This window comes from Butyrivibrio sp. WCD2001, assembly GCF_000424485.1.
Lineage (GTDB): Bacteria > Bacillota > Clostridia > Lachnospirales > Lachnospiraceae > Butyrivibrio.
On sequence record NZ_AUJZ01000022.1, the window covers coordinates 24054 to 46488 of the forward strand.

Genomic DNA, 22435 nt, shown 5'->3' on the forward strand with positions numbered 1-22435 from the left:
ATCCTGAAAAAGCGAAGGAGTTTCTTTGAGAAGCTTTCAAAAAGTGCGCCAAGCAAAAGCGATTGGGAACGAATCAAAAATAATAGATAAGCAAAAGCTGGATGCCTTATTTGAAAAAATAAGCAAATAATATTTTATGATGATTAGAATCCAGAAATGACAGATTATAAATTTTAAGTCAAGCAATTTGCGCATTTTATGCAAATCGTTTGGCTTAAATTTGGTTATATGATATTAAGAGGGGGGGCGATGATTATGAAGGATAATAATCTTTTGAGTCAATATAAAGAATCCAAACGAATTATCAGACAGGCTATGAATGATAATCAGCTTGTGCTGTTTGTGGGAGCTGGAGCTTCTATTGCATCAGGAATGCCATCTTGGTCAGAGGCCATAGAAAAAATAGCTGAAAGGCTTTCTATAACTGATACGCCATTAGACTATCTGCGTATACCGCAAAATTACTACAATGCCCGAGGGAAAAAAGAATATACGCAGTTGATGCGAAACATATTTAAACATGGAGATTTTCTTAAACCGAACGAAATACATAATAAAATTGTTGAGTTTAATGCAGAGACAATAATAACAACTAATTATGATCATTTGATAGAACAGGCAGCAGAGGATAACAGTCAAGTTATTTCAGTTGTTAGCAAAGATGCGGATTTGCCATATCGCAAAGCTGGAAAAGAATTAATAAAAATGCACGGTGATTTCGAAAATGACAATTTCGTACTCAAAGAAGAGGATTATCTGGACTATAGCAAAAACTTCAAACTGATAGAGAATTACGTTAAGTCATTGATTGGTACCAAAGTGGTTCTATTTATTGGATATTCATTCAATGATCCGGATATGAAACTTATTTTTTCTTGGGTTAAAGATATTTTGGGAGGCGATTTTCAACGTGCATATCTTATAGAAGCGGTGAAATCTTACGACATTAATGAAGCAGAGTATTTTAAGAACTTTGGGATTAATATATTGTATGCATCTGTTGAGCTTTCTCTTAATCCTAAAAAGGGGATCGATCCTGCGTACAACTTGTTATCTATGCTTAAATGGCTACTTGTGCCAGACGATACAAACAAGATAGATTATTTATTAAATAATCTTAAGCCATTTAAGGGGATGTATTATGCAAGTCAGAAGTATTTAAAGGGAATTTTTGGTGACGCTGGTATAAGGCTAGAGAATGGTGTTCTAAGTATTATTGATACAATAAAAGAAGCTGACGTAGATACACAGTTAATTTTTAACTCTTTAGCGTATGAACAGTGGATAAGAATAGAGAAGCATATTGAGCTTCCTGAAGAATTGTTTTTTACTTGGGAAGATTCTGTTAAAAATGATGAAAAAAGGATTAGAGAAATTCAGGATAATAATAATAGATGGGCGGAAGAGTATTTCAAGGACTTTAAACCAATGAAACTGAAACAGAAAGAAATTTCAGACATCCTTGATATTATTAGCAAATCAAATATTCTTTGCTTTGAATGCCATTTGGTAAGTAATAAAAGTCAAACTACATGGAATGTAGTAAGAATACCAATAAAAAAATCCAATAATCCAGAATGGATGTCATATGTCAATTCTTTCGATTTTGGTAAATTGGAAGAAATAGCTAATACAAATAGAACTCAACTCGCAGAGACGAGACCTGATTTGTTTATGGAACAAGGGTATATTCACTTTGTGTTGGGAGAATTTCTTTTATCATATAATTGCTATAAGAATGCAAAAAGTATTTTTTATAAGCAACAAAAATATATACAGTTCTTTATCGCGGAATTTAATAGATATATCGTAGGTAATATGATATCGAAGGGACTAATATACGGTATAGATTCATCAAATGCAAAAAAGGTTAAAGAAGAATGTGATGCTATTGTTTTAGATAAAATGTTTAATAGTTTACCGGATTTGGGTGAATCAAATAAGGCGCTTAAGGATATTTATACCTTTAATGTAGCTTATACGTTGTTTCAGGATGCATATAAAACGTCGGAAAAAGTAGATGAGCAGGCGAAAACAAAATATTTATTGTTCAGTGGAACATATGCTTTTGCCAGTATGAGGGAGAGTATATCAGATTATTATGATTATATTACTCTTAATTATCTTCCGGTAAATCATTATAGTGAGCATGTGAGTATTTTTAGAATGTATTTTCAGAGTATTGTTAATTCTGCTTCGATCCGAGATGATAATAATGTTGATGAGCTATACTCAGGTAAGAGGGTTCATGCTAGTGAATTGGTGCCATTCGACGTAATGGTTGCGTTGAGGTTTGTAGACACCAAAAATATTGAGAAACTTTTAATGGGTAATACGATAACTCTCAATATGTCTGCGGTAAATTATTTATGTTTAGTTATTAATAACTACAACAAAAGGACGATGTCTAGACCGCTTGTGAATGAAGATATATTCTGGAAATGTATAGTTATTCTAGGGCATTGTACTCTTTCTGAGGAACTGGTAACAGTTGCTATAAAGAAAATGGTTAGTACTATATGCACAAGTGATTACGGATTCCAGGCCAATAGAATAATAAGCTTTTTAAATAATGCCAACAGACAAAAGGTTATTTCTGCAGATGTCATCACTAATATGGAACTATTATTGGAAGGAGAACTTGAAACTTTAGCACAAAATAAAGGAGAGGCTCAATTCCACAGGGATATTGTTTATTCACAATTGTGGATTATGCAAGAAAATGGGGGCATCTTTGATAAACCTAAATTAATAACTCCATTATTGATTGATGATTCACGATTATTATGCGCATACATATATAAACTGTTAGGAAAAAAGAGTCAGAAGGTTATTTATGATGCGTATTGCAATTGGACATTTGAAATGAGTGATTTTGGATTTGAGTTTTATTATTTATTAGTTAATTCCAAAATAATTCAGCCGAATAACGATGCCGAAAAAAGTATTATTGAATATTATGGTAAAATAAAAACAAATGAGATACAGGCAAAAGGAATCATTGTTGTGCCAGCCCAAGATGAAGATCGATTTTTATACAACTTATTGGATTTGTACATGAAGGATTTAATCATAAATAAAGATGCATGTAAGAAGCTTATATTGGAACATGATCTTCCCGGAGTGGAATGGCTAATCGATTATAGAAATTATGATTATGATAAATTTGATCCTAATTGGCTGAGGCTATGCACTAAAGGTCTTATTACGGAAATATGTAGAGAAGCAGATGTTAGAAAAAAGATAAGAAGAGCAGTTGAAAACCAATATAGGAAGGGGAAGGTGATCCCGGAGATCATAGATATTTATTTCAATACATTGGTTTCGTAAAAGGTGATAAGAGAAAAAGTTGGGAGCAGACATTATGGTAACGTTGGATAGTTCGCAGTGCAAGTGCGGAAGATGTGGCAAAATACTGGATATAAGTTGGGAAATAGATTCTGTAGACTCACGAGAAAAGAATATGGGAAGTGAGTCGTATTATTCTGCAAGTACAAATGTGATATGTCCTGAATGTGGGAACGAGATAAATTGTTCTATTCAGTTTGTTGAATATCCGGATGGCGTGCTGGAGGTACCTCCTAAAGTAATAGAGATAAGCGATGACAGATCAGAATTGGAAACTCCCAGGGTTAGCTTCGGAGATTATTGAGGTGACAAGCTATGATTATAACTATTGATAATTGGGGACCTATTGCCCATTGTGAATATGATTTATCTAAGAGGCTCATAGTAACATATGGTGATAATAATATAGGAAAATCATATGCTATGCAGGTAATGTATTTGCTATTAAAAAGTGTCCTTTCGGTAGAGCCATACTATAAAATTATGTATTTGTATGGAGGGCAACGAGACGACATTGCTCAAAAGATCCGTAAGCTTGTGTTGTCGTTTGCCGATGGATCAGATCAGGATGTAGATATAACAGATGACGTTACTGAGATTTCAGGAGAATATTTGCGGGAACTGATATTACCGCAATTTAACGAATCGCTAAGAAATTCTTTTGGGCAATATGAGAACTTAGTTGATAAGAATCCCATAATAAGGCTCAGTGTTAATGAAGGGTATTTTGAAATACGACTTAAAGATTATATTGTAAATTACAAGTTTACAAATAAGAAAATCTGTTTAAAAAGGACACAATCTTCATATCATAAATCCAGAGAATTAAAGAACGAATATGATATATATGTTGTTGAAAATACTGATGGATCCAAATTAACTGATAGTGCAGCAAGGTTGGTAATGGATAAAATATATGAGTCGGCACATCAGTTTATTAAAGAGATTACAACACAGATTACAGAAGTTCATTACTTACCGGCATCAAAAGCCGGATTGGCAATTGGCATGAATTCGCTTGGACCCATTATGGCTCAGCTTTCCAGGAATAGAGAGCGGTTTACGAAGGGATTCCAAATATCAAGTATTCCTGAGCCGTTTTCGGATTATTATTTGGAACTTTGCTCAATAGAATCAAGAAAAAGGGGAAAATATAACGATTCTGCAGAGGCGATTGAAAATAATATTCTTGGAGGAAAAGTTATTTTTGATGCAAAGACCAAGGAACTTTTATATAACAGGCAGGGAACCGATGAGAAAATATCCATGACGGATGCATCATCTATGGTAGCGGAAGTTTCCCCACTGGCAGCATTTTTTAAGTATATTGTTTCTGGTACAGCAATTAAGCAGGATAGTAAGGCTTTGATTTTTATAGAGGAGCCGGAAGCACATTTACACCCGCGCAATCAGGTTAAGCTTGCTAGAGAATTGGTCGAGATTGCAAAAAATGGTGCAACTTTAGTAGTAGCTTCACACAGTAACTATATGTTTTATGCTTATAATAATATGGTTCTGGGTGGCAGCTTATCAGGTGAGGTATATTGTCCTGTTTTAATGAGGATTATTGGAAATTATAGTTCTGCCATCAAAATGCCAATGGATGAATTTGGAGTCGATGATTTGAACTTTATTGAGACAGCAGACTCACTTTCAGAAGAGCGAGAAGAATATATTATCAAGGCTATGGAAGAATTAGATGATAAAACGAATTGAAAATGATAAGATACTTTCTAGCTACGCCACAAGGACAATAGAGGACGAAGGTATTAGTGCGGAGGTATCACCGAAGTTATCAAAGGATCAGTATATAGGTGTAAAAGTAGATGATTACTTTAATAATAAGAAGTCAAATGAACCATGTCCTAAATCAGTGGATTTTGTGGTGTCCGTTGACTGTTCATGTGATACATATGTTTTATATATATTGGAAATGAAAAGCGAACAAGCTGTTCCGGAAGAAGTTAACAAAAAGTTTGAAAATACGATAAGTATTTTTCTAGAGCAAGATTTTCGAGATATATATTGCAATCCGTCATATAAATATGATGATATAAGACTATACCTTATTTCGAAGAAACCAAAACAGGCTTTACGATATGAGAACTATGAGAAATATGTATATGTATTCAATAGACTTAAAGAAAAGGATGGTTTACATAAGGATATTACTCTATCCGGAAAACTTTTTAAATTCAGAAATAAAATATGTCAGATAAAAAAAGAGATACCTGGTGCACTGGTAATTGATAAGTGATATTTTCTGTGACATTGAATTATATAGATAATTTAGGATATGAAAAAAGCAGGTGAAACACCTGCTAATATGGACGACGGGATTCGAACCCGCAAGTCATAAGACAATGGATTGGCAATCCACAGCGTTTACCATTTTGCCACATGATTATATATTACTGGTTTTGAAAAATATAGTCAATAGAGTACAAATTGATATATACTATTATAATGATATGCTGTAAGGATTTATTCCACCACGTTAAACAATAATGAGGAAATAATGATCGAAGTAACAACGGAAGATTTAAAAAAACTTCAGGCATTTGAACTGGAAATGTTAGAAGAAGTAGATAGAATTTGTAAAAAACACAATATTAATTATACAATAATAGGAGGCACGCTATTAGGTGCAGTCAGACATGGTGGCTTTATACCATGGGATGATGATGCCGATGTGGCGATGCTTAGACCTGAGTATGATAGATTCTGCGAAGTATGTCAGAAAGAACTTGATCAGGACAGATTCTACTTCCAAAATATGGACATAACCCCCGGTTACAGATGGGGATATGCTAAGATAAGAAGAAAAGGAACCATTTTTTTACGTGAGAACCAGGAAAAGATGCCCTACGAACAGGGCATTTTTCTTGATGTCTTCCCACAGGATGCAGTTCCGGATAACAAGATATTAAGAGATATCCATTCCTTCAGATGCTTTCTAGTAAGAAAGTTCCTGTGGTCTGAGATAGGTAAGGGAAGCGATAAGAGCAAAGGAATGCGCTTGCTATTCACTATAATGAGTTTGGTTCCGCTAAAAGTTATTCGTAAGTGGTACAAAGGCCTTATCATCAATGATGATAAAACAAATCTTGTCAGAACCCTTACATTTCCGGCACCTAAAGGTAAGTTTGGATATAAGAGATACTGGATTAGAGATACAGCAGATATCAAATTCGAAGATAAAGTATTTAGCGGTGTTAAGGACTATGATGGATGGCTTAAATGGGAGTTTGGCGATTACATGAAGATGCCGCCAAAGGATAAACAGAAGGTTCATCCTGTTACAAAGCTAAAACTGGACTTATAAAATGAAAGGTTAATCAATAAATGGCAAATGTTGCACTTATTATAGCCGGAGGAACCGGTGCCAGAATGCATCAGGACATACCCAAGCAGTTTCTAACGGTTAATGATAAACCCATAATAGTTTATACAATGGAAGCCTTCGAGCGCCATCCGGATATAGACGGAATAGTAATAGCGTGTTTGGATGGCTGGCAAAAAGCACTTGAAGCTTACATTAACCAGTTCAACATAAAGAAAGTAAGCAAGGTGGTTGTTGCCGGGAAAAACGGACAGGACTCTATTAGAAATGGCGTTTTTGCAATCTCTGAATTATACAATGAAGATGACCTGATACTGGTTCATGACGCAATACGTCCCATGTTATCGGAAGAAGTAATAACCAATAACATAGATATATGCAAGAAATATGGCAATGCCATTACTGTGATTCCCTGCATGGAAGCAATGCTCAGATCTGATGATGAAGTCGAATCCGAAGAGAGTATTCTTAGAAACTCCCTATTCAGAGCACAGACACCACAGACTATTAGCGTTGGAGATGCAGTTAAGCTTCACAAAGAAGCCTTGGAAAAAGGAATAACTAATTCAGTAGCGACATGTACATTGTTACTTGAACTTGGTAATAAGACATATTTTGCCAAGGGCTCTGAATTAAATATAAAAATAACGACACTAGAGGACATAAAAATTTTTAAAGCGCTGTTAGCTACTAAGGATAGCGCATGGATGAAACAATCATGAACGTATCAGAATACATAGTTAATTATCTTGAGAAAAAAGGAATAGATCGACTCTTCGGTATTGTAGGCGGAGCATCATTATGGCTTTGTAAGGCATTTGCTGATAGCAAAAAGATCAAGCCGGTATTTACTAACCATGAGCAGGCAGCAGTCATGGCTGCTGAAGGATGGGCGAGAATAACAGGCAAGCCCGGAGTGGTCCTGACTATTAATGGACCGGGTATGACAAATGCTGTTACGGGTATAGCGCAGGCGTGGACAGATTCTGCACCTATCATACTTATAACAGGAAATTCAAATCTTAAAAGTGTAAAGTTCGAAAGAGATAATAATCTTAGACAGTATGGAACTCAGGATGTAAGAACAGACCTTATAATGCAAGGCATAACGAAGAAAACATTTCTGTTAGAATCTTCTGCAGATGTTAAGAAGTGCCTGGATGAAGCTTATGAGCTAGCGCTTGAAGGAAGACCCGGACCTGTTGTAATAGAGGTTCCGATAAATGTTCAGTCAGCAGAGGTTCTTGATGGAATAGATACTCAGGATATTCCTAAGAACAATAGCGCCAAGAACGTTAATGAAGAGTTATTTGATAAAGTATTAGATAAGATATCTAAAGCTAAGAGACCGCTCATCATGGCTGGACAGGGTGTCAGACTTTCTGGCGCAGTTAAGGAGTTCAGAGAGTTTATTGCTAATTATGACATTCCGGTTGTTAATACCAGAATGGGAATAGACAGTATAGCAACAGATGATGTCCACTATGTAGGAAGATGTGGTAATCATGGAGACAGAGCATCACACTTTGCGCTTCAGACCTGTGACGTACTTTTAGTATTTGGATGCCGCCTTGCACCTAATGCAACAGGTTATGATGTTAGCAAGTTTTCTCAGCAGTCATATAAGATAATGATAGAAGTTGATGAGACCGAGAAAGTAAAGAATGGTATCAAGATTGATGATACTATTATCGCTAATCTTGCAGATTTCTTAAAGTATGCAGTTTCAAAGAAGACAAATGCGCAGAACTCCCATGAAGCATGGACAAAGTGCTGCGCAGACTGGAAGAAAAAATATCCAATAATGCTTCCTGAGTATTATAACGATGAGAGCATATCTACATATAGGGTTGTTGATATTGCCTCTGACCTTGCAAAGGATAATGATTATATCCTATCCGATACAGGATCCTGCTGCAGCATAGTTGCACAAGCCTGGAAGGTCAAGAAGGATCAGAGGGTATTTATTTCCGGGGGCTTATCCGCAATGGGATATTATGCTACCACAATGGGAATAGCACTTGCCAATAATCAGGATAGAAATGTTATCTGCTTTGTGGGTGATGGAAGCTTCCAGATGAATATTCAGGAGCTTGCTACTATAAAAAAGTACAACATGCCGGTCAAATTCATAATAATTAGCAATCGTGGATATCAATTTGTCAGAATGTCGCAGGGCGCTTATGGAATTAATCCGCCATTTGGTACGGATATTGAATATGGCGTACCGATTCCTGATATTGGAAAAATCGTTGAGGCGTATGGATTACATTACACATCATGTGCAGAAACAAAGGATCTAGAGAAGAGCATAGGTGACATTCTTGAATCAGATGAGCCTGAGGTGCTCGAAATCTTTGTTGATGCTAATCAGGAAGTAAGACCAAGGCTTAAATCCGTGGCGAAGGATGATGGCACATTTGTGTCACCGGAATTTGCTAATTTATTTCCATTTCTGGATGAAGAAGAACTAGCAAACGAGATTAACAAAGCGTTAATGATTAAATAAGGAGCGAATAGATTGATGGATGTTCTTGTGTGGGGCACAGGTCAATTGAGTTGGCATATTATAAATGATTATACTAATGGTGAAATAGTTGGCTTTATTGACACATATAAGAAGGAAGAGACATTTTCGGGCAAACCTATATATTCCCCGAACAAGCTTGAAGGAGTGGAATATGACGCAATAATTGTCGCTATATCGCAGACACAAGGCGTTATAGAATCTATTGCTAAATATAATATTGATGCATCAAGAGTTATTTTTGCATACGGAAATGTGCGAATAAATGATTATAATCATGATTATGAGTTTGTGGAAAAAGTATGTGGAAGTAAATTACGCAAAAGGATAGAGACAAGACATCATTTGGTTCGTAGTATAGATAGTAATCTTGATGAGTATGAGCTTTTTGATGGTAATTGCACAGAATACAAGAATGATTATGTAAGAATTAAAACGTTTGAACTTCTTGTGAAAGAAATACAAAGAAGTGACATAACTGGAAATGTTGCAGAATTGGGAGTATATAGAGGTGATTTTGCAAAGTATATAAATTATGCATTTCCTGAAAGGAAACTATATTTGTTTGATACATTTGATGGCTTTGACGAGGAGGAACTGAAAAGAGAGGTTTCTGACGATTTATTTATATCTGGACAACAAGTATTTAAAAAGACTTCTAAAGAAATAGTAGAAGAAAAGATGCATAATATAGATTCATGTATTTTTAAAGTGGGTTTCTTCCCTGAAACAGCAAAGGATATTGAAGATACGTTTGCTTTTGTTTCAATTGATTGTGATTGGGAACAGTCAATATATGAAGGAATCAAGTATTTTTACCCGAGATTGTCAGGTGGAGGGTATATAATGATTCACGATTATAATAATTATTTGGGATGTGCACAAAAGGCTTTAAGTAGATATGAAGAAAGTCAAAATATTAAGATTCCTAAAGTCCCAATCTGTGACAATCAAGGAAGTCTGATATTAACAAAATGAGGATGAAAAATGGCAAAGATAATCAATTGTGATATGGAGTATGTTATAAATAATGTTTTTTCGCATGATGAAAAAACGTTAATTGTTTTTGGAACTGGAAGGAAGTTCCAGCAAATTGTAGATATTTATGGTATAGAAAAGAAGATTCTATATGCAATTGACAATGCGATCGATAAGCAAGATACAGTAGTTAGCGTTAAAGGAGAAAACGTACCAGTATATGGGCTTACAAAATTATTGAGTGATAAGAATAATTCACATTATAAGTTGCTCATTACTAGTGCATATGCAATTAGCGCTATTTTACAACAGATTAATAGTTATGAAGAATTAAGTAATATTGAAGTATATCCTTTAGCACTTATACAGGATAACTGTAAAAATGAGAAAGTCACCTATACTAAGGGCAAAATCCTAATTCCCAAGGTGATTCATTATTGTTGGTTCGGGGGGAGCCCGATTCCAGATAGATTGAAAATTATTATGGAGTCTTGGAAGAAGTATTGTCCGGATTACGAAATAGTTAGATGGGATGAGTCTAACTATGACGTGAGGAAAAATGATTATATGTGGGAAGCATATAAAAATAAAAAATGGGGATTTGTTCCGGACTATGCTCGATTAGATATTATATATAATAACGGAGGCGTATATTTAGATACAGATGTTGAATTACTCAAGCCGTTAGATGATTTACTATGCGATGAAGGCTTTTTTGGCTTTGCAACTTATTCGTTAATAGCTGCAGGCCTTGGATTTGGTGGAATAAAAGGAAATAAAACAATTAAAAAACTCAGGGATTATTATGATGATAAGCATTTTGAAATAGGCGATGGGAAACTTGATTTAAGACCATGTACAGATCATCAGAGAGATGTTTTTATTAATGAGGGGTTTGTTCTTAATAATAAGCAGCAAATGATATCCGGAACGGTATTATATCCGATGGAAGTATTTAATCCCAAAGGACTCTTGCATATTGTTGATAAATCAAGTATAAATACACACTCTATACATAGAGTTACTGGTAGCTGGGAAAGTGCAGATAATATGAAGGATTTTTATAATAGTATAAATTTTGACTATTCTAAGCTTATTATGGAAAATGCAAATTAATTAAGTGAAATATATTGTAATAATTTTTTTACTGTGGAGAAATTGATATTATTTCCACAGTTATGTTTCAAGCAGAGATAATGATAATAAGAGTGGATATCTCCATCTATTATCTCTACAGATAATAGATGGATTTGCTTTGTTTCTTATAGGTGTATAGGACTCCAAAGGAAAATCAGAGAGGAACTCGGAATTTGCTGAAAAATGCACAGTAGACATCGTTTTGGTGAGAGTTGGTTGATTACGACCAGTGCAGTATTAACTAGTATAGCATCAGATAATGTTGGAAGGATTAAAAATGCATATAGTTTTTGTGACAGTAGAACTAGCAACAAGGGAGAATCCATCAGGGGGATTGGCAACATTTACGGCAAACATGGCAAGGCTCTTTCACAGACATGGACACGATGTTGATATTATACTTGTTACCACAAAGGAACAGAATTTGATATTTGATACAGGTATAAAAGTACATAATATTTATGTCCCCAAAAATGAATGGGAAGTTTATGATTATATAGCAGGATTAGATAGTTCATCAGAAGAAGAGAGAAGAGATAAGCGGTTAGGACTCATGTATATGTATAAATCGCATATGGTTAAAGCACTGATAGATAGAATGCATGAGCATAATCCTATAGATATTGTTCATCTATGCAACCATGGGGCTTGCTCGTTGTTTTTTGATAATACGATCCCTTATGTTATAAGAATTTCAGGATTTTTAAATATATGGTTTTTTGGTGGAGATACAATAAATGGAAGTTTGAAATATAAAGATAATCCAGAGTCATATAGGCAGAAACTTGAAATTCTTTCAATGAAAAATGCCCCAAATGTTATTGCTCCAAGTAATCTTCTTGCTAAGATAGCTGGTGAAGAATTGAGAATCCCGACAGATGTTATTGAAAGTCCGTTTGTGTTTGACCATGATTCATGGAACTATGATGCTTATGAAAAAATTATTAGAGATGCTAATGGTAGATATATCTTATTTTATGGGACTATGAGTATATTAAAGGGAATAAGTGTTATAGCAGAATTGGCGGAGAAATTATTGAGGAGAAATCGAGATCTTAGGCTCGTATTATGTGGAAGGGATACAGTCATTAATGTTGGTGATGGCATTTTGGCTTCTGATTATGTAAAAGAAAAGGCGGCTGATTTTTCAGATAGGGTTATTTATGCAGGTCAACTTACACGTGAGTATCTGTATCCGGTTATAAATGGTGCTGAGCTGGTAATTTTGCCGTCAAGGATTGAGAACCTCTCAAATGCATGCATAGAAGCAATGGCAATGGGAAAGATAGTGGTTGCAACTGATGGCGCGAGTTATGAGCAGCTGATTGATGATGGCGTTAGTGGTTTTTTGTGTAAGAGGGATAATCCTGATGACTATTTGGATGCAATTGAAAGGGGGCTTAATCTTAATAAAGATGAAAAGGACAGAATGATTCAAGAAGCAAAGAATAGGATAAGTGAGCTGGAGCCTAATAAGGTATATCAAAGATTTTATGATTACTACAAGAAGGTAATTGCTGAGTGGAATTTCTGAGGTTTTCGTATGCAAGATGTAACCAAGAGAATGCACGAAATATCTGAGTATTACAGGGAACTAGCTTTTCAAAGATGCTTTATAAATCTAGGATATACAGATGATGAACGAGTAAATATAATATATTATGTTCGAAAAAAGCGAAGATATCAGAAATCAATTAAGCGGAAATAATTTTGAAGATACAACATTTTCTGTAAAGGAAGTGCGTGGAATAGTTAATTATTTTGCTTCGGAATTGATAGAAAAAATATGCAAATGATATGAGGATGAAGAAAAAATAACAATTATTTTTGAAGGTCAGCATGACAATAATTATAATTGGGATGGAGAGTGTCTGATATGTGCGTATAAGGATGATAAACTGTTGTATACGACATTAGATACATATCATAATGGTGAACTATTATCATACAAGAGAATATTATATAGATAATAAACAAACAGAAAGCAGTGACGATGATAGATGGATGTATACCGAAAAAGACAATAATAGATGATAACACTGCAATTGGAGATACTCGGGGGACAAATAACAAGAAATATTTGGTAAAAGAATTAATAAGAATGAACTCAAAGAAGATGATGCATATACTCCAAATAGTATTAGAGAATTATTAAAAGATATCATTATCAACCATTATCATGGAATTACCATAAATACTATATCAAAAGATGATAGTAGAGATGCATACATGATTAGGTACGAGACAGGAGAAATTACTAAAATATTCAAAGCAACCTTCGTAAAAGATGACTTTCATTATGGCGAGGGCTGGTTGATTCAGTTAATATGAGGAGGTCAAAATCGATATTCTAATGCATTATTTCATGCTAAAGAAGGAAAAGCTGTAAAAAACGGAATTAGTGAGAAAATTATATAGAAAAACAAGTACTTAAAGATAAACTTCGTGGTGAGGTATTGGGGAATGAATTATCTATACTTTTAATGGGGCTTGATTTGATTATAAAATTTGGCGATATAAATTAAATATATATTATCTATGTAATTAAGAACAGCCCTATCTTATAAGAAAAGGAGCCAATTTGAAAAGAATACTAATCGATTTTACATTTTACCAGTCACGCTTTATTGCAGGAAGTACATTTCATGGTGGCGGCGAATACGGAAATGTAATAATTAATGAACTGTTACAACTGAATTCAGATGACTATGAATTCGGTCTTTTTTTGTGGGCTGAAAGAAATACCGATGTAGAAATGCTAGGTAAGTGTAAACAGAAGGGGTGGAAAATTCACCCCATTATGGATTATAGGAATATTGTACACATAGTTCGTGAAAATAATTATGATACTATTTATTCAGCACTTCCGTATAATGAAGTTTGGGTGCAAGTAGGCAAAGTTCTTGAAGATACGCGCTTCGTATGTACCATTCATGGCTTGAGAATGATGGAGCTATCTACTATTGAGGCGGATGAGAAGGCATTCTATGAAGGAAATGACTATGAAGAAAAAGGTAGTTATGTATATGCGTTTTATGAAGAAGATAATGACCCGTATAGAAAGCTATACGGAGCTACAATGACATCTTTCAAAAACTGTGAGATAGTAGCAGTTTCTGAATTTACAAAATCAGGAATTTTGTTTCATTTTCCGGAGATTTCTGAAGAAAAAGTTCATGTGCTTTTTTCCCCACAAAAATCAAGAACTACAATTGATGAAGAAGATGAATTACTATGGTCTAAAAAAGGGATAACAAAAGGTAAATATGCACTACTGATTAGTGCCGGTATATGGTACAAAAACCCGCTAAGAGGAGTTCTTGCTTATGATAGGATGTTCTCTGTTAATAGTGGAATATTTTGCAATGATTATAAAGTTGTTGTTTGTGGCGTAGTTAATGACTCTGTTTTTTTGTCTAAGATAGAGCATCCCGAAAGATTTATATTTTTGGATTATGTTTCATCAGATGAACTGGAGCTGCTATATAAATATGCCCATCTTTTTTTCTATCCATCACTTAATGAGGGGTTTGGATATCCTCCAGTTGAAGCTATGAAATACGGGACTATATGTGCATGTTCAACCGGAACATCAATTACTGAGGTTTGTAAGGATACGGTTTTATATTTTAATCCATATAGTATGGATGAAATGTGCTATAGAATTAGGCAGAGTTTTATAGAGGATATCAGGGAAGCTAAGAGAAAAAATATGCAAAAAGTACTACCTGAACTTTACAAAAAACAAGATGAAGATCTTTCAAAACTGATAAGACTTATTTTGGAATGAGTGGAGATTTATTTAATGACTAAGAAAGAACCAAGATATGAGATGATAGAAAGTATGTATAAAATATTAAACGCGTGGCTTTCACTAAAAGAAAACGATAGAACGATTTCTGACATATTGCTGGAAAATGATATACATTCAGTATATATTTATGGTGCCGGAGCTATGATGGTTCATCTTATGGAGGATTTAAAACGTTCTACCGTTAATGTGTTAGGAATAATTGATAAAGTAGACGGATTTTTATATGACGGAACAAATGTGTTGAAAATAGAGGGCATCACAGATAAAGCAGATGCAATTATATATACGAATCCCAAAGAGAATAATAATGTGGTTATAAAATTGAAAGATTATTGTAGAAAAGTATTGAGTATTGAAGATATAGTATTTGATGTTCTAAGCGAGTAATAGGCTAATAACTTGATGAATATTAAAATGGTATTAAGAAGACTTTCGGAAAATATATGAAAATGGATACACAAAACATGAACAAACCAAAAGTAAGCATAATTATTCCGGTATATAATGTTGAGCAATATGTAGAGCAATGTATTTCTAGCGCGTGTAATCAAACATACAAGGATATAGAAATAATTGTTGTTGACGATGGCTCTACTGATAATTCAGGGATAATATGTGATAGACTATCGCAGAACGATAGTAGGATAAAAGTAATTCATAAGAAAAATGGAGGGTTGGTTTCTGCTAGAAAGGCAGGGCTTGATAATTCAACCGGAGATTTTATATATCCACTGGACGGGGACGACTGGATAGATTCTGAAACTATACAGGTTTTACTTGAAGATGCGTACAAATATGATTCAGACGTTGTACTGTCTGGTTTGATTCAGGAATATCATGACCATCGGATAGAAATCAAAGAATTTTTTAATGGAGCATTTGACTTATCAGATTATAATAGCAAAATATATAAGAATTTTTTTGTAAAAGAAGATAGCAATTTGGAGAGAGGCCTTAGATGTAATCTGTGTTCAAGACTATTTAAAAAAGAAGTTATATTTCACGCCCAAATGAATGTGGATGATAATATAGTAAACGGTGAGGATGATGCATGCTTTTTTGAAGCGTTACTTTCAAGCCAAAGAATCTATTTTGATGATGGAGTATATTATCATTATAGAATGAGAGACACATCTCTTTCAAAACAAAATAGAAAAGAGAATCTAGATCAATTGGCAATTCTAGAGCAAACTATTTCCGATTCGGTCAAGCAGCACAAAATGTATTCTGTTTTGGGAAATCAGTTAAGCAGATATATGCTTATCAGGTTCAATAGCTATTTATCTAGAAAATATGGCAACTCATTTAGGCCTCATTATTATTTTCCATATGATTTGATTAAACCTAACAGTAAAATAATTATATATGGAATGGGGGCAGTTGGAACTAGTTATTTAAGGCAGATTCTTGAAAATGAATATTGTGATGTTGTAGCTGTTGTCGACAAAAATAGACAGGGATCGTTATGGGGAAAAGAAATACATAAGATAAATACAATTAAAGATGTTCATTTTGATTATATTGTTTTAGCAGCATATTATGATGAAGTATTAAATCAGATGATGGATGAGGTTATAGATTTAGTCGGAACAGAAAAAATAATCTGCAGAAAGGCAAAAAAGTCGGAGTTCTTTTATCAGTTATCATAACCCTTTAAGGTTATGTTGTAGATGGTGTATTCTGCAGAATAGTAATTGGAATCAGCATTGTTGAGAATGGAAACTAAATTTATTTTGTTAACTATAACATCATAAGATGCTGATAAACCAATTCTCTATATAGCCATTACCGATAAATTTATAAAAAGGAGATATTGTAGAAATTGCGTCGTACAAATAATGTAGAGCGATATGGACTATAAGATATCCTTTAACAATAATTCCAATTTATGGTAATGAATGAGTGGTGGAGAACTAACAGATTTTGTTCGTGATTTATATATTCTAACGGGGATTTTTATGATTAAGGTAAGCGTTATCATTCCAGTATATAATATGGAAAAGTATATTGAAGAATGTCTTGATAGCATAGAAAAACAGACATTGTTTGAGTTAGAAATACTATGTATTGATGATGGGTCAACGGATAATTCGTGCTACATTCTTGAACAATATTCCAAAAGATTTCATAATATTCGAGTTCTGAGGCAAGAAAGAAAAGGTCCAGGGGCTGCAAGAAATCTAGGCCTCGAAGTTGCTAAGGGAGAATTTGTAGCTTTTATGGATGCTGATGATTTTTACGCTTCGGAAGATGTTCTACAGAATTTATATGATGGTGCAAAAGAAAATGGAGTAAAAGCGGCGGCAGGAGGTCTGGTTCGATTAATTGAAGGGAAAATTAATGATTATTCGAGAGATCCTTTTTATAACAAGATAAATTTTCAGGAAGAAAAGGTTATAAACTTTTCGGAATATCAATATCCATTTTACTATACGCGATTTATTTTCTTGCGGTCGGATTTGATAAAGGGTCATATTTCCTTTCCTGCATATACTAGATTTGAAGATCCAGTTTTTTTGGTCAAGGCACTAGACTATTTAGGATCATTTTTGGTGATACCTGAATATGTGTATGTGGCTAGAACAGTAAATAAAAGGCTAAATTTCTATAGCAAAAATGTAATCAATGATATTGCTAGAGGCATTCTTGATATAATTAGTATTGCAAGCAAACGAAATTACTATGATTTAATGAAATTAATGTTGGATCATCTTAAAACTTGGAAGAAACCATTTTTAATTCAAAAATATAAGGGGAATACTGATATTATCAGTATATTATGTGATATTGATAAATTGGTAGATATGTCACTTAAAGACGATGGGTATTATCTGAGAATGACGAAATCAGAAATGACATATTATATCGAATCATACAAAGCGAAAGTGAATAGTATTATTCAACAAATGGAAACTGCAAATGAAGTAGTTATCTATGGAGCAGGTAAATACGGAACATCTGTCTATGATGTTATATCAGAAAACAAAAAAATAAGATTTATAGGATTTGCTGTTACAAACATAGATCCTGAGAATCAATATCTCTGTGATCATAAAATTAAAAGAATTAATGAGTATAATAAGGATGTGCTTGTTGTTATTGCAGCTCATGTAAGGCATCAGGAGGCAATGATAAAAAATGCTAAGTCATTAGGTTTTCATAATGTGGTTTCATTTGACGATGAAATGATTGATGTTGATGCATATGAGATTAATAATGAGTCCTTTGCAATTTAATGTGTCAGACAAAATGTGAAAAAGGAGCAAAATGCGTAAATATTTCATTTGGGGGGGCGGAATAGAGGGAGTCCGAGCCGAATATAACTTGCGAAACATGGTTGAGATCAGTGGATTTATAGACAGCTATGTAACTGGTACGACAGGATCAAAATCGTTCGATATCATGAAGCCTTTCGATGTATTGGGACAAAAAAAGAATTACTATATTGTTGCGGTTTCCGAGAGTAAGTATTTTGAAATAAGAGATCAACTTTGCGCAGAAGGGCTAGTTGAATTCGAGGACTTTATCTATTGGAGGCTATTTAAAAAAGAAGTGGTTTTTCTGCATGGAAATTGTCATATGGCAGTTGTAAGGGATATGCTTTATACTTCGCAAGTATTTACTTCAAAGTATGGGATATATCCATTAGTTTTTATTCAAAATATGAAGTCGGAGATATCCGAGAGCCTTTTAAGAAATGTGGATGTGTTAATATCAGAAGACATTCAGGAAGATAATAGGTTTGGTTATGAATATAGTGTAGCTTATTTACAAGGAAAGATACATAGGCAAAAGCTGATAGTAATACCCAACTTATTCGGTATGGGAAAATGTTTTTTTCCTCAATTTGAATGGGATTTGAATCATCCAATTGGTAAAGATAGTAATGGACTATTTCCACATGGTGATCAATTTATAAATAAACAGTTGAAGAATGGCAGATCAATCGATGATATTGGTGAACAAATAAAGAATGGAGCACCATTTTCTAAAGAAGAAGTGATTGATAACTTTAATGATAATGTTAGGAAGTATAGAGACAGAGAGAAGTATTGTGATATAAAAATAATTGATTTTATCATTTGTAATTATAAGATACATCAATTATTCTGGGATCAAGGACATCCCACCAATTTTGTGATGAATGAGATAGTTACTAGACTATTGAAGAAAATTGGTATAGAAGATGAGTTGCTTAGTGTAGATGAGATGAATACTCATGAAGAGTTTGTGTATCCATGTGTTGCACAAGCACTAGAGCTTGAATGGAGACAAGAAAGAATACGATGCACAAAGAATGCTAAAAAGTGTACTGCTTATATGGATTTAGATGAGTATATTAATGAGTATGTCTGGTGGAATTCTGAAAATATAAGGAAAATATGAAAATACTAACTATGTACCTCCCACAGTTTCATAGGACTAAAGAGAATGATAAGTGGTGGGGAGAAGGATTTACAGAATGGACAGCGGTTAAACAGGCAGAATCACTGTTTGAAGATCATTATCAGCCGAAAGTTCCATTAGCGGAAAAATATTACAATTTATTAGATTATTCAACGATGAAATGGCAAGCGCTGTTAATGAAAAAATACGGAGTGGATGGACAGTGCTTTTATCACTATTACTTTAAAGACGGAAGAAAAGTCTTGGAAAAACCAGCTGAGAATTTACTTGAGTGGAAGGACATAGAGATGCCCTTTTGTTTTTCGTGGGCTAATGAGTCGTGGATAAGATCGTGGAGTAAATATTCAGGTAAAGAAGGAAATAATGCATGGTTTGAGAAGTTTGATAATGCTACGAATAGTGAGAATCTACCGGAAATTCTTCTGGAACAAGACTATGGTTCTTTGAAGGATTGGGAGGAACATTTTTATTATTTACTTCCTTTCTTTAGAGATGACAGGTACATAAAGTATAATGGACATCCTGTATTCATGATTTACAGACCGGAACTTATTGATTGTCTTGATGATATGCTTAAGTGCTGGGACAATCTTGCTAACGAAAACGATATCAAGACTCCATATATTATCGGATCTCCAAGAATGAGAATGAATAGATTTGATAATGTTTATTGTAGAGAACCTTCGACTGCACTGGGTGCATTGGCAGATAAGAAATACAAAAATATGTCAATTAAGAATTGTTATAAATACGAAGATGCCTGGGATGAAATAATTCACGAATTGCATGAAAAAGGTGATATTTTGAGTGGATTTGTAAATTATGATGATACCCCTAGAAGGGGAAGCAAAGGGATGGTTGTCACAGAATCATCCCCAGAATTATTTGCGATATATTTTGAGAAATTATTAGAAAAAGCTAAGGCATTAGAAGCACCCTTTGTATTTTTAAATGCTTGGAATGAATGGGGAGAGGGCAATTATCTGGAACCTGATGCTAAGGATAAATACGCATATCTTGAAGCAGTCAGGAGTGCAAGGATAATATCTCAGCAGAAGAGAGATATTGGTGGAGAGGATTTTAGGGATTACAAAACTGCTTTGCAGCGAGCCAATGAAAAAACTGAAAGATATGGTGGGTATTGGAAGATGCTTGATAAGTGGTTGGAAATAAATGAATCAGGAGCTAGTGTCTCGCAATATCTTCTGGATAAAGGGCACAAGGAAATCGCAATTTATGGATATGGTCTTTTAGGAAGGCATTTACTCAGGGATTGCGAGAAAAATGGTCTTAAAGTCAAGTATGTTATTGATAATCGGAAGGAATTAGATATTCCATATGATGTATATAAACTTGAGGATCAGATACCTGATGTGGACACTATAGTGGTTGCAGTTTCGTATGATTTGGAGTCTATAGAGACTCAGATAAAGGATAAGATAAAATCAAGTTCTATCTTAAGGATAGAAAGTATTCTTGGGGGAATGGTAGAGCAATTCGAAAATGGATAACTACTTGAGGATAATTGAAATTGTAAGAACTAAAAAAGAAAAACTTATATTATATATTATTGTTTTTATGATCATACATGGGGAGATGGTATTTAATAAGTTTTCCTGGCATGATGATGCGTGTGATATAGCAGGATGGAGCGACGGTATAGGGCATGGCAGGTATACGCAGACACTAATGGCACATCTTCTAGAAAGAGTAGCGGGGATAGAGTCCTTACCGGTAGTTAATGCGTTGATAGCGGCTTTATGTATCTCGTTAATGCTTATAATCTCTATAGAGATGCTAAAGATAGATAAACAGTATAGGGTTGGCTTGGTTCTGGCATTTTTATCTATTCCTGCAATCGCTGGTCACATGGGGTATATGGGTGCATTTTGGTGCAATATGATTGGCGAGCTTTTGGCAATTGTAGGCGCCTATTATGTTGCGGAATACTCTGATATCAAGACAGGCATTTTAGGGAGTGTTCTTTTTGCTTTTGCTATTGGTGAATATCAATGTTATATCACACTGTGGATAGCGATTCTTTTTTGCTACTATGTGAAATGTATTATAGATGACAATTGTGATAATAGATTTATTTATGACATTACGAAACGGTTAATGTGGACCACAATTGTAGGAGTCATTCTTTATCTCATTTTATTGTTTTTTTTCTTAAGGATTTACCATGCTTCATTAACGTCGTACGCTGGAACTGATTCATTTGGAATTGTATCTGTAGAAGGCTATATTAGTAGATGCGTTGTAGCTTATAAGGATTTTATTATTGCACCAACTACATTTAGCGCATGTATGTTTCCGTTCCATTGGAAAGGATGGATATGTCTATTTCTAATTTTGTTTCTGGCTTGTGCAATAGTAAATATATATATCTTAATTAGAAAAAGAGAAATAATAAAATGTATAGTATTTCTATTTTGCATAATAATCGCACCCATTGTTTTCAATTTTAATTACATAATGTACTCTAAAGAGGCTACTCATTCATTACATGTCTACCATATGGTATATGCCTTTGTTTTGATATGTATTAGGTAATTGCGAAACTCAGTAAAAGTATATGCGCAACTTTAACATAAGCATTACGGAATGTATTTTTTGAAAGCCATGCAATTTAACTTAGAAAAAATCTGGTTTTAGGCGCACTTGAATAAAGCTAAAACATTATTAAGTTGGTAAGTCCTATGCTATAAGAGGCTTAAGGCTTCTGATGTATTCATGATGATGAATCTTGTCGGCAAGCACAACGGAGATAAGCTGTGTGATACCAGCAAGTATCAAGTCAGCATGCAGAGTTTTCTCGTTTCGTGTACGACGATTTGCTAAGCAAAAGTTATCCTTCATGTGATTGATTTCTCGCTCA

Annotated in this window: 18 protein-coding genes and 1 pseudogene; 18 read left to right on the plus strand and 1 reads right to left on the minus strand. The window is 34.2% G+C overall.

What is annotated here, in order from left to right; genetic code table 11:
• Positions 1 to 255: 255 nt before the first annotated feature.
• From G630_RS0115170 to G630_RS0115270, 18 genes are all read left to right on the plus strand, one after another.
• Positions 256 to 3330, plus strand: a complete 3075-nt coding sequence (locus tag G630_RS0115170) for an SIR2 family protein (protein WP_196805804.1) — start codon at positions 256 to 258, stop codon at positions 3328 to 3330.
• 34 nt (positions 3331 to 3364) lie between these two features.
• The gene (locus tag G630_RS0115175; protein WP_155832002.1) at positions 3365 to 3652 is read left to right on the plus strand and encodes a hypothetical protein; all 288 of its coding nucleotides are present in this window, start codon (positions 3365 to 3367) and stop codon (positions 3650 to 3652) included.
• Positions 3653 to 3663: 11 nt separating this feature from the next.
• Positions 3664 to 5064, plus strand: coding sequence for an AAA family ATPase (locus tag G630_RS0115180; RefSeq protein WP_026499074.1), 1401 nt, complete (start codon positions 3664 to 3666; stop codon positions 5062 to 5064).
• Positions 5048 to 5605, plus strand: coding sequence for a hypothetical protein (locus G630_RS0115185; RefSeq protein WP_026499075.1), 558 nt, complete (start codon positions 5048 to 5050; stop codon positions 5603 to 5605). Before G630_RS0115180 ends, G630_RS0115185 begins: the two co-directional genes overlap by 17 nt.
• 261 nt (positions 5606 to 5866) lie before the next feature.
• Entirely contained in the window at positions 5867 to 6673 is an 807-nt protein-coding gene (locus tag G630_RS0115195; protein WP_026499076.1) for a LicD family protein, read from the plus strand.
• A gap of 20 nt (positions 6674 to 6693) precedes the next feature.
• Entirely contained in the window at positions 6694 to 7413 is a 720-nt protein-coding gene (locus G630_RS0115200; RefSeq protein ID WP_026499077.1) for an IspD/TarI family cytidylyltransferase, read from the plus strand.
• Positions 7395 to 9200: a thiamine pyrophosphate-binding protein gene (locus tag G630_RS0115205; RefSeq protein WP_026499078.1), complete on the plus strand. Its 1806-nt coding sequence runs from the start codon at positions 7395 to 7397 to the stop codon at positions 9198 to 9200. The genes G630_RS0115200 and G630_RS0115205 overlap by 19 nt, the downstream gene beginning before the upstream one ends.
• Positions 9201 to 9215: 15 nt before the next feature.
• Positions 9216 to 10196, plus strand: a complete 981-nt coding sequence (locus tag G630_RS23825) for a TylF/MycF/NovP-related O-methyltransferase (RefSeq protein ID WP_049946248.1) — start codon at positions 9216 to 9218, stop codon at positions 10194 to 10196.
• Positions 10197 to 10205: 9 nt separating this feature from the next.
• Positions 10206 to 11312 carry a glycosyltransferase family 32 protein gene (locus tag G630_RS23830; RefSeq protein ID WP_049946249.1) on the plus strand — a complete coding sequence of 369 codons (1107 nt, stop codon included), beginning with the start codon at positions 10206 to 10208 and terminating at the stop codon, positions 11310 to 11312.
• Between the two features lie 298 nt (positions 11313 to 11610).
• The gene (locus G630_RS0115220; protein ID WP_026499080.1) at positions 11611 to 12867 is read left to right on the plus strand and encodes a glycosyltransferase family 4 protein; all 1257 of its coding nucleotides are present in this window, start codon (positions 11611 to 11613) and stop codon (positions 12865 to 12867) included.
• A 127-nt stretch (positions 12868 to 12994) separates the two neighbouring features.
• On the plus strand, positions 12995 to 13129 hold the full coding sequence (locus G630_RS25625) for a hypothetical protein (protein ID WP_256379753.1): 135 nt from the start codon (positions 12995 to 12997) through the stop codon (positions 13127 to 13129).
• 785 nt (positions 13130 to 13914) lie between these two features.
• On the plus strand, positions 13915 to 15123 hold the full coding sequence (locus G630_RS0115240) for a glycosyltransferase (protein ID WP_026499081.1): 1209 nt from the start codon (positions 13915 to 13917) through the stop codon (positions 15121 to 15123).
• Between the two features lie 15 nt (positions 15124 to 15138).
• Positions 15139 to 15534 carry a hypothetical protein gene (locus G630_RS0115245; protein WP_026499082.1) on the plus strand — a complete coding sequence of 132 codons (396 nt, stop codon included), beginning with the start codon at positions 15139 to 15141 and terminating at the stop codon, positions 15532 to 15534.
• 56 nt (positions 15535 to 15590) lie between these two features.
• Complete coding sequence (locus tag G630_RS22195; protein WP_044959486.1) at positions 15591 to 16796, plus strand: glycosyltransferase family 2 protein; 1206 nt, start codon at positions 15591 to 15593, stop codon at positions 16794 to 16796.
• A gap of 309 nt (positions 16797 to 17105) precedes the next feature.
• The gene (locus G630_RS23835; RefSeq protein WP_049946250.1) at positions 17106 to 18383 is read left to right on the plus strand and encodes a glycosyltransferase family 2 protein; all 1278 of its coding nucleotides are present in this window, start codon (positions 17106 to 17108) and stop codon (positions 18381 to 18383) included.
• Positions 18384 to 18480: 97 nt separating this feature from the next.
• On the plus strand, positions 18481 to 19533 hold the full coding sequence (locus tag G630_RS0115260; RefSeq protein ID WP_196805805.1) for a WcbI family polysaccharide biosynthesis putative acetyltransferase: 1053 nt from the start codon (positions 18481 to 18483) through the stop codon (positions 19531 to 19533).
• Complete coding sequence (locus G630_RS22205) at positions 19530 to 21065, plus strand: glycosyltransferase WbsX family protein (protein WP_049946251.1); 1536 nt, start codon at positions 19530 to 19532, stop codon at positions 21063 to 21065. The genes G630_RS0115260 and G630_RS22205 overlap by 4 nt, the downstream gene beginning before the upstream one ends.
• Positions 21058 to 22110, plus strand: coding sequence for a glucosyltransferase domain-containing protein (locus G630_RS0115270; RefSeq protein ID WP_026499084.1), 1053 nt, complete (start codon positions 21058 to 21060; stop codon positions 22108 to 22110). Before G630_RS22205 ends, G630_RS0115270 begins: the two co-directional genes overlap by 8 nt.
• A 144-nt stretch (positions 22111 to 22254) precedes the next feature.
• Here G630_RS0115270 and G630_RS24360 read toward each other — a convergent pair.
• A pseudogene (locus G630_RS24360) lies at positions 22255 to 22435 on the minus strand (ISNCY family transposase); the annotation flags it as partial.